The 7,887-nt window shown below is 70.2% G+C and carries 5 protein-coding genes and 2 pseudogenes; all 7 read left to right on the top strand.

Annotated elements, in window-relative coordinates; genetic code table 11:
• Positions 1-368: pseudogene (locus tag FJV41_RS46440) on the top strand (hypothetical protein); the annotation flags it as partial.
• Between the two features lie 52 nt (positions 369-420).
• Positions 421-933: an FHA domain-containing protein gene (locus FJV41_RS46435; protein WP_141649050.1), complete on the top strand. Its 513-nt coding sequence runs from the start codon at positions 421-423 to the stop codon at positions 931-933.
• A gap of 61 nt (positions 934-994) precedes the next feature.
• The gene (locus FJV41_RS46430) at positions 995-2,281 is read left to right on the top strand and encodes a Stp1/IreP family PP2C-type Ser/Thr phosphatase (RefSeq protein ID WP_141649049.1); all 1,287 of its coding nucleotides are present in this window, start codon (positions 995-997) and stop codon (positions 2,279-2,281) included.
• A 104-nt stretch (positions 2,282-2,385) separates the two neighbouring features.
• Positions 2,386-2,835: a hypothetical protein gene (locus tag FJV41_RS46425; protein WP_141649048.1), complete on the top strand. Its 450-nt coding sequence runs from the start codon at positions 2,386-2,388 to the stop codon at positions 2,833-2,835.
• Between the two features lie 154 nt (positions 2,836-2,989).
• Entirely contained in the window at positions 2,990-5,968 is a 2,979-nt protein-coding gene (locus FJV41_RS46420) for a carboxypeptidase regulatory-like domain-containing protein (RefSeq protein ID WP_141649047.1), read from the top strand.
• 63 nt (positions 5,969-6,031) lie between these two features.
• Complete coding sequence (gene coaBC, locus FJV41_RS46415; protein WP_141649046.1) at positions 6,032-7,264, top strand: bifunctional phosphopantothenoylcysteine decarboxylase/phosphopantothenate--cysteine ligase CoaBC; 1,233 nt, start codon at positions 6,032-6,034, stop codon at positions 7,262-7,264.
• Positions 7,265-7,464: 200 nt separating this feature from the next.
• Positions 7,465-7,887 (top strand): annotated as a pseudogene (locus FJV41_RS54400) (hypothetical protein); the annotation flags it as partial.

Genomic DNA, 7,887 nt, shown 5'->3' with positions numbered 1-7,887 from the left:
GGGTGGGGTGGGGCGCGTCGATGCCGACCCCGGAAGCAGGCAAGCCGGAGACGCTGCTGGGCTCGTACTACGAGCACACCGCGCAGGTGGGGGTCGGCTACCGCAACCACCTGCCCCACGGCCTTCACTGGGGCTTCCAGGTGACGGGCGGACCCGTCTTCTACGGCGCCCACTTCGACGGCGGCGCCCCCGCGGACAAGAACACCGTGGGCATCATCGAGGGCCGCCTCCAGGCGGGCTACCAGTTCGACACGTTCGCGCTGGGACTCGCCGTGGGCTACGGGGAACCCTTCGGCCTGAAGCGGCGCTACCTGGGCCGGAGCTTCGTGGGTGGCCCGCTGCTCGGGTTGTTCGTGGATTGGCGGTGAAGTCCGCGTAGACTGGGTTTCGCGGGAATCTCCCCCCTCCCGCGCCCCCTGTATGCCCGAGCTGCTGAGCGCCCATGTTTCGCGGTACCTGCGCAACCGGGGCGACCTCGAGCGGCACCTGCCGCCCGGGCTGCTCGTCTTTTCGCCTCCGGCGGTGGTGGAGAGCCTGGCGGATCAGGAGGAGTACCGGTTGAAGACGGTGACCAACGCGGGGCCGCCGACGCTGGGGGCCCACGAGCCGGTGGTGTTTCCGGTGGTGAAGTGCCGGACGAATGCGTTCGGCCGGGGCGTCACCGTGGGCCGCACGGGGAACAACGACGTGGTGCTGGATGACGGCAGTGTGTCGCGATTCCACGCCTGGTTGGCCCGTGATGAAGCCCAGGCGGGTTTCCTGCTGACCGATGCGGGCTCCAAGAATGGCTCGTGGCTGAGCGGGGTTCGGCTCACCCCTCGCAAGCCCGTCCTTTTGGAGGATGGCGTCCGGTTGCGCTTCGGACAGGTGGAGCTGGCGTTCTACACGGCAAGCGGCTTTGTCAGGATGCTCGCGGTTCGGATGGCTCCCTGAGCCTTGCCACGTCTCAAGCGGCCTGCATAACGTGCGGAGTCGCCTACAGTCACACACGGGAGTGTTCGCGGTGGCCTTGACCACAGAAGCCTTCGGACTGACCGACGTCGGCCGCAAGCGGCAGCACAACGAAGACGCGATGTTGGTGGACGTGCCGCTCGGCCTGTACGTGGTCGCCGACGGCATGGGCGGGCACGCGGCGGGAGAGGTGGCGAGCAATCGGGCCACCGAGGTGGTCAAGCAGCACATCACCGCGAACCGGCATCTGCTGAAGGACCTGGGCAACAACCCCACGGCGGACAGTCGTTCGGCGGCGGCGGCGTTGGTGGAAGTGGCCGTCCAGCGGGCGTGCGCGGACATCTACCGCACGGCGATGACGGACTCGACCAAGCGAGGCATGGGGACGACCTTCGTGTGCCTGGCGGTGGGTGGCAACAAGGCCGTCATCGGCCACGTGGGCGACAGCCGCGTCTATCTGGTGCGGCACGGGCAGTGTCACCGGCTCACCGAGGACCACACGCTCGTCGCCGCCCAGCTCAAGGCGGGCACCATCACCAAGGAGCAGGCGGCGACGTCGCAGTACCGCAACGTGATTACGCGTGCGGTGGGCATCCAGGAGTCCGTCCAGGTCGACACGCTCATCGTGGACCTGGTGCCCGGCGACATGTTCGTCCTCTGCTCGGACGGCCTGCACGGCTACGTCGAGGATGAGGAGATGCTGCCGCTGGTGTCGGGGCTTCAGCCGGCGGACCTGCCCAAGCGGCTCATCGACATCGCGAACGAGCGCGGTGGCAAGGACAACATCACCGCGGTCGTGGTGAAGGTGGCCGGCGACAGCGCCGCCATGGCCAACGAGGAGACGAGCGAAGCGCAGTCGCGCATGGAGGCGCTGCGCAAGATTCCGCTCTTCCGTCACCTCACGTACAAGGAGCAGACGGCGGTGTTGTCCATCGCCACCACGCGCACGTATCCCGCGGGCCGGGAGATCGTGGTGGAGGGGCAGCCGGGCGAGGAGCTCTTCGTCGTCATCCGGGGCCGGGTGGCCATCGAGAAGAACGGCGTGGAGATCGCCGAGCTGCGCTCTGGCGGCCACTTCGGAGAGATGGGCCTCATCGACAACGCGCCGCGTTCGGCGACGGTGCGCGCGACGGAGCCCACGCGCACCATGGTCATCTCCCGTCCGGACCTGATGGGGCTGATGAAGCGCGAGTCCATCCTCGCGGTGAAGATGCTCTGGAGCTTCGTGCAGGTGCTGAGTGACCGGCTGCGCGCGACCAACTCGGAGTTGAGCGAGGCCCGACAGGAGCTCGCCGTGGCGCAGGCCATCCAGCCCTTCGCTGAAGAGTGAGGAGACCGACCATGAGCCAGCGCACCCGTCGTGGTTCCGTTGTCTCGTCCGGTCCGCGTCAGACCCGCCATGTAGCTTCCCGCCAAACCATGGTGGGAGGTCGGATGGCGAGGGCGGTGGGGCGGGATGTCATGGTGCGGTTGATGGGCGAGGTCGCGGAGCTCCGGGAGGAGATGCAGACCACGCGGACGCATACGCGAGTCATGGCCTCGAGCATGGGCTTCGTGCTGAAGAGCATGGGGGTGATGCGCGAGGACATGGGCGTGATGCAGGCCAACATGGGCGCGATGCAGGCGAACATCGAATCGCTTCGCGCGAACGTGGACTCCCTGAGCGCGAGCACGGACTCCCTGCGCGCGAACATGGACGTCATGATGACGCACATGGAGACGGTGGCGGGTGAGCTTCGTGGCCTGTCCGGTGGACTCCAGCGGATGGAGACGCACGCTGGCCGCATGGCTCGGCTGCTCGGCTCGTTGGCGGATACGACGAACGCGCGCTTCGAGCGGGTGGAGAAGCGACTGGACGCACTCGAGGACGACACGAAGCAGTGACCAACGCATGACGGTGTTTCCCCGGTGGCAACGCAGGCCACCGGGTGGGAACGCGTCATGGGGGGAGCGTCCGGGAGAGGACGGGGTCCGGAATTTCCGGAGGGAATCACCCGTTCCGGGCCCGGCCGCGGGCTAAGGTCCGAGTGACGTGCGCATGCGCAACTGGATTCTCATAGGGGTGATTTCCGCCCTGGTGGTGGCCGGGGCAGCCTGGCTCTGGTCCCATTCCGAGAGTGGGCCTCGGAGCCCTGCGTCCGCCGCGTCTCTGGATTCCACGCCGAAGTCGCTGCCCGAGTTCTCCGCGGTGGAGGTCTCCTCGGGAGGCCAGGAGGGCCTGGCGCTCACCGGCCGCGTGCTGGATGCGTCGGGCAAGCCCGTGTCGGGGGCGGAGGTGTTCCTCGCGGCCAGCTCCGAGCGGACGCTGGCGGACGTGCGCTGCGACGAATGCGACCAGGCGCTCCTGTCCTGCCCGGCCCGCGAGTCCGCGTTGCACACGCTCGCCTTCTTCGAGCAGCAGCGAGGCTTTCTCAGTCCACGCGCGACGGTGCGCACGGACGAGCAAGGGCGCTTCCGTTTCGAGCACCTCGTCGGTGTGTCCTTCTCCGTGTGGGCGCGCGCTTCGGGGTTGGGGGTGGCGCTGAGGGACAGGGCGGCCCCGGGAGACCCGGTGGAGCTGTACCTCCCGCCCTTGCGCTCCATTCGAGGCCAGGTGGTGGACGAAGCGGGGCAGCCGCTCAAGGGGGCTCGCGTACACGCCGTCTCCCGTCGCGTGCCGCTGCCCTTCGAGGCGGAGTCCGGCGCGGAAGGTGCCTTCTCGCTGGATGGCCTGGGCGAAGGGCCTTTCTACGTGTTGGCGATGGCGGAGGGCTACCTGCCCGCCGTGGAGGCTCACGTCGAGGCGGGGCCGCAGCCGGTGCGGTTGCAGCTGACTCCCGCGCGCACGCTCGAGGTTCGCGTCATGCGACAGGGCCAGCCCGCGGCCGCGACGGTGCGCCTTCGTGCCGACCATCTGTCGCGTGAGCTGCGCACCGAAGGCGAGGTGGTGCGTTTCACCGGCCTGTATCCGGACGAACTGGTGGTGACGGCGGAGGCCCCGGGCCTGGGCTCGGCCCCGCGCACGCTGACGCTCGACGCGCGTGTGACGCAGGTGACGCTGGAGTTGGAGGAGGCGGGCAAGCTGCTCGTCACGGTGGTCGACGAGGCCGGACAGCCCGTCCCCACTCCGGAGCTGATGCTGCGCACCTCGCGGGGCGAACTCGTCCGGCGTGAGCGCGCGGCCACGGGCGCATTGGTGGAGCTGGGGCCACTGGCCGTGGGCGAGTACCTGCTGGAGGGCAAGGCGGAAGGCTTCCGCGACGTCCAGCTCCCCGCTCGCGTGGGCAAGGGCGAGACGACCCTGGAGCTGGAGCTGGAGCGCGCCACGCTCATCACCGGACGGGTGATGGACGAGTATGGACGTCCCGCGCCCCGCGTGTCGGTGCTGGTGCAGCCCACGGGCGAGTCGGTGCTGGCGGATGGGGAAGGGCGCTTCGCGGCGCAGGTGCCTACGCCGGGCCTGTATGAACTGCACGCGCACCACTCGGAGTGGGGCGGTGGTCAGGTGAAGGTGACGGCGCCGGCTTCCGGTGTGGAGCTTCCGCTGGAGCCCCATGCCGCGCTGGAGGTGACGGTGTCATCCGGCGGGCGCCGTGTGGAAGGCGCGGACGTGGTGCTGTGGGTGGATCAGGAGGGCATCTTCCGGAGTGACCGTCCCTCCGGCCCCGATGGCGTCGTGCCCATGCGCGGGCTTCCGGAAGGGTCCTACTCGATGGTGGCCTCGCATCCGGACTACCAGCCGTCCGAGCGGCGGCAGGTGACGGTGGTGGAGGGTCAGACGCTCAAGCTGGAGGCGGAGCTGAAGCCCGGTGCGCCCCTGACGGGCGACGTGGTGGACACGCAAGGCACGCCCGTGGCGGGTGCCTCGCTGTCGGTGGTGCCGCGGGGCGCGGAGCCTGTCATCAGCGACGCGCGGGGCCACTTCGAGTTCCGCTCGCTGCGCCCGGACCGGGGCTACCGCCTGGAGGTGAAGCACTCCGGCTATGACCAGACGGAGCGCGCGGAAGGCAAGGCGGGCGGGCCGCCGGTGAAGGTGGTGCTCAAGAAGCGCGATGTCTTCCGGGGGCGCGTCGTTGGCGATGACGGCGCTCCGGTGCGCCGCTTCCGGATGGACGAGCATCAGGTGGACAGCCCGGATGGCCGCTTCGAACTGGCGCTGCCCACCGCGGGTGACCGTGTCATCGTCGCGGTGGATGCCTCCGGTTACGAGCCGCTCATGGTGGACCGCCCGGTGTCACCCGAACTGGGCGACCTGGTGCTGGAGAAGCTGCCGAGCATCAGTGGCCTGGTGAGGGACGCGAGCGGAGGGCCGGTGGCCGACGCGGTGGTTTCCTGTGAGGTGTGCGACGAGTCGGTGCTCTCGGGACCGGACGGCCGCTTCACGCTGGCGAGCCCCCCTTATGTCGCGCGCTACACCGTCTCCGCGCGCAAGGGCCGGCTGAGCGGAACGCAGGCGGTGGAGCGCGGGAATCGCGCGGCGCTGGAGCTGACGCTGAAGCAGGCCACGCGCCTGAGTGGTCGCGTGTTCCGTCCGGGAGGACAGCCGGCGGCGGGCATCGAAGTCGAGGCGGTGAATGGCGACCGAGGCGAGCCGCTTACCATCGTCACCGGTCCTGACGGGGGCTACTCCGTGGACGTGGCGCCGGGCAGCTACCGGTTCATGCTGGGCTCGGGACTCGAGTACTCGGGAGAGCCCGCGCTGGTGGTCCAGGTGGGCGGCGCGGAGATGCACCTGGACCTGGGCCCCTCGCCCGGGAGCGCTTCGCTCACGGTGCAGCTCAAGCCCGAGCGGGGCAAGGCGCTCTGGGTCGTGGCCGGAGAAGTCCCGGTGTCGAGCAACCCGCCCGCACAGGAGTTGATGCGCTCGCGGTGGGCGCACCTCGTCTATCAGCCGCGCACCGAGCAGGTCATCGTGTCGGGCCTGCCTCCCGGCCGCTACACGGTGGTGTGGGGCGCGTTCCATGTGGAGACCCCCGGTGGCCCGGAAGTGCGCGTGGTGGATGTGCCCTCGCGGGGCGAATTGACACTGGGGCGTTGACGCGTCGGTGGCTTGGGCACTGCTTCGGTTGCGAGCCGACGGGCCGGCGCATTAGGAAGCCGCATGGACGTATCGGCACTGAAGGGCCGTCGCATCGTGGTGGGCGTGGCCGGTGGCATCGCCGCGTACAAGGCTTGCGAGCTGGTGCGCGAGCTGGGTCGGGCGGGCGCCGAGGTGCGGGTGGCCATGACGGAGTCCGCTCGCCAGTTCGTCACCCCGCTCACCTTCCAGGCGCTCAGCGGGCATCCGGTGCTCACCGACTACTTCGACCCCTCGCAGGAGGGGAACTTCGGGCACCTGGACCTGGCGCGCTGGGCGGAGGCCTTCGTGGTGGCTCCCGCGACGGCGGACCTGCTGGCGCGAGTGCGCGCGGGCATGGCCAACGACGCGGTGACGACGTCGCTGCTGGCCTTCCGAGGGCCGGTGGTGCTGGCCCCGGCGATGAACGTGGCCATGTGGGACAACGCGATGACGCAGGAGAACGTGGCGGCGCTGCTGGCACATGCGCGCTTCTCCTTCGTCGGCCCTGGCGCGGGCCTGCTGGCCTGTGGCGACGTGGGTGAGGGGAGGCTGGCGGAGGTGCCGGCCATCGTCGCGGGAGTGGCCGCGCGCTTCGCCCCGGGGCCGCTCGCGGGCAAGCGGGTGTTGCTGACGGCGGGCCCCACGCGCGAGTTCCTGGACCCGGTGCGGTTCATCTCCAACCCCTCCACGGGGAAGATGGGACTGGCGCTGGCGCATGCGGCGCGTGCGCTGGGTGCCTCGGTGACGGTGGTGTTGGGGCCCGTGGGCGCGGTGGACCGCGCGGGGCTGGAAGTCGTCGACGTCGTGTCCGCGGAGGACATGGCGCGCGAGGTCCTGGGGAGGGTTGGAGAGGCGGACGTATTCATCGCCACGGCGGCGGTGAGTGACTGGCGCCCGGAGACTCGGGCCGCGCAGAAGGTGAAGAAGGGCGCCGCCTCCGGGCCGGAGACGTTGAAGCTGGTGCGCACGCCGGATGTGCTGGCGGAGGCCTCGCGGAAGGTGGCGGGGCAGGCGCGTCGTCCGGTGCTGGTGGGCTTCGCCGCGGAGACAGAGCGGGTGCTGGAGCACGCACGCGAGAAGCTGGAGCGCAAGGGGCTGGACGCGATTGTCGCCAACGACGTGACGGCGCCCGGCGCGGGCTTCGGCACCGACACCAACCGGGTGACGGTGTTGACGCGCGCCGGCTCGCCACGAGAGCTCCAGGGCACCAAGGACGCGGTGGCCCGGGGAATCCTCGAACTGCTGCTGGTGGAGCAACGCCCGGCGAACGGCTGAGCGCCGGGTCCTGGAACCGACGGACAGGGCTGTGTGCCGCTCCAGGACGTCCGAGCGACAGGTCTGTGACGCGATGTGTGGGCCCAACGAGGACTTGACCCGGTGGGTGCCGGTGGGCCCGCCGTGGCGAGAGGCGTACGGTCGCGAAGGATGACCGCTTCCTTGCGCTCGGTCCCGTCGTCCGATACCGATCCACCACCGTGAACGACGACTCGCCCGATGCCTCGCAGGAACTGAGCGCCGTGCTCGAGGACGTGCGCCGTCACCTGCTCTGGCAGGAGGACGGTGCTGGCCGGTTGCTGATGATCGACGCAAAGGCGGCGGCCGAGCTTCAGCGCCTCGCCCCCTCCATGCGTTCGCGATTTGCTCGGCCCGGTGGTGCGGCCGAGCCCACGGCTGCCGCGCCCGAGCGCCGACCTGGCCCCGTGCAGGGCTCGCCCGGTGCGACGCCCCCCGTCGCTCCCCCGATGGCCGAGCGCCGACCCGGCCCCGCGCAGGTGCCGCCGGTGGTGGGCGTGTTCCCGGATGGCTGGACGTCCCTGGGCGGCAGCCAGTGGATCAACAGCGACGCCATCGGCCGTTACCGGGACTACCTGGCCAAGGACATCGTCGGCTTCGTGGAC

Source organism: Myxococcus llanfairpwllgwyngyllgogerychwyrndrobwllllantysiliogogogochensis, assembly GCF_006636215.1.
GTDB lineage: Bacteria > Myxococcota > Myxococcia > Myxococcales > Myxococcaceae > Myxococcus > Myxococcus llanfairpwllgwyngyllgogerychwyrndrobwllllantysiliogogogochensis.
The sequence above is the reverse complement of the archived record's forward strand: the minus strand, read 5'-3'. Positions and strand labels throughout refer to the sequence as shown.